This window comes from Dapis hubbardiae BLCC-M172, assembly GCF_050016015.1.
GTDB lineage: Bacteria > Cyanobacteriota > Cyanobacteriia > Cyanobacteriales > Microcoleaceae > Trichodesmium.
Window position 1 is genome coordinate 9196 of the sequence record NZ_JBNHEQ010000183.1, and the last position, 1408, is coordinate 10603.

Below are 1408 nucleotides of genomic sequence, written 5' to 3' on the forward strand. Positions count from 1 at the left end.
AAAAGTCATCCATTCAAAAGTCGAAAATTCTGACAATATTCAAGAGTCAAAGTTGAGAAATTATCAAGATTGAATAGCTTTAACAAATAAACATAGTTTTAATAGTGGTGATGCATTATAATTGTGGTCTATTGTGATTATTTGGGTGAATGAAACAGTGGGAACATCTTGCTCCCTTGCTAGGTGTTGTTCATCTCTATTCCCTGTTCCCTATTCCCTATTCCCTATTCCCTATTTAATAATTAGAATTGAACATTGAATAATAAATACCTCAGTTTTGTAATTCCAGTTTATAACGAAGAAGCTACAATCAAACCCTTGTTTGATAGAATTTTAGATGTAATAAATTTAATGGAAACTGATAGTTATGAAATAATTATTGTCGATGATGGTAGTAGCGATCGCTCTTGGATAGAAGTTAATGAATTAATCAAACAACATCCCCAGAAAATTAAAGGAATTAGATTAAGAAGAAACTTTGGTAAATCTTCCGCCTTATCTGCTGGATTTAAAAAAGCAAGAGGAAATATTATCTTTACTTTAGACGCAGACTTACAAGATGACCCGACGGAAATACCTAAATTTTTGTCAAAATTAGAGTCAGGATATGATTTAGTTTGTGGGTGGCGAAAACATCGTAACGATCCTCTTTCTAAAAGATTACCCTCCAAATTATTTAATGGAGTTACATCAATTTTAACAGGAGTAAAATTACATGACTTTAACTGCGGATTAAAAGCTTATAAAAAAGAAGTATTAGACTGCATAAAAGTCTATGGAGAATTACATCGTTATATTCCGGTATTAGCTCATAGTTTAGGATTTAAAATTACTGAAGTAGCTGTACAACATCATCGCCGGAAACAGGGAAAATCTAAATATGGTTTAGAACGTTATACCCGTGGGTTTATTGATTTATTAACAGTTTTAGCAACTACTTATTATTTACATAAACCAGGTCATTTGTTTGGTAGTTTAGGATTGTTATTTGGTGCTATAGGAATGACATCTTTGGGTTATTTAATTATACTCTGGTTTATGGAGATTCGACCTATAGGAACTCGCCCTTTATTTTTATTTGGAATTTTATGTATTATTCTGTCTGTGCAGTTAATATCTTTAGGGATTTTGGCAGAATTAATTACTAAAAATGTAGATGATAATTATGTGGATAAACAAATTTGTGAATTTGTTGAAGAGAGTAAGGAAAATCTTTAGGGGAGATTAGGTAAAAGATTTTTAAAAGAAATCAATTTTTCTGAAGATAATCTATGAATAAGATAACACGGAGGTATTTTTTATGAGTTGGGTAACTGATGTAATTCTTATCGGGACTTTAGTGAAAAAATAGTCAAAAAAAGGGTATAATATATATCTGATATGTATTTTACGTTAATTACTGGCCGGG

General features: G+C 30.8%; 1 protein-coding gene. It reads left to right on the plus strand.

The genetic code is table 11. The features are described 5' to 3' along the window. Window positions 1-255: 255 nt before the first annotated feature. Window positions 256-1218: a glycosyltransferase family 2 protein gene (locus tag ACP6PK_RS16710; RefSeq protein WP_426560997.1), complete on the plus strand. Its 963-nt coding sequence runs from the start codon at window positions 256-258 to the stop codon at window positions 1216-1218. The last annotated feature ends 190 nt before the right edge of the window (window positions 1219-1408 follow it).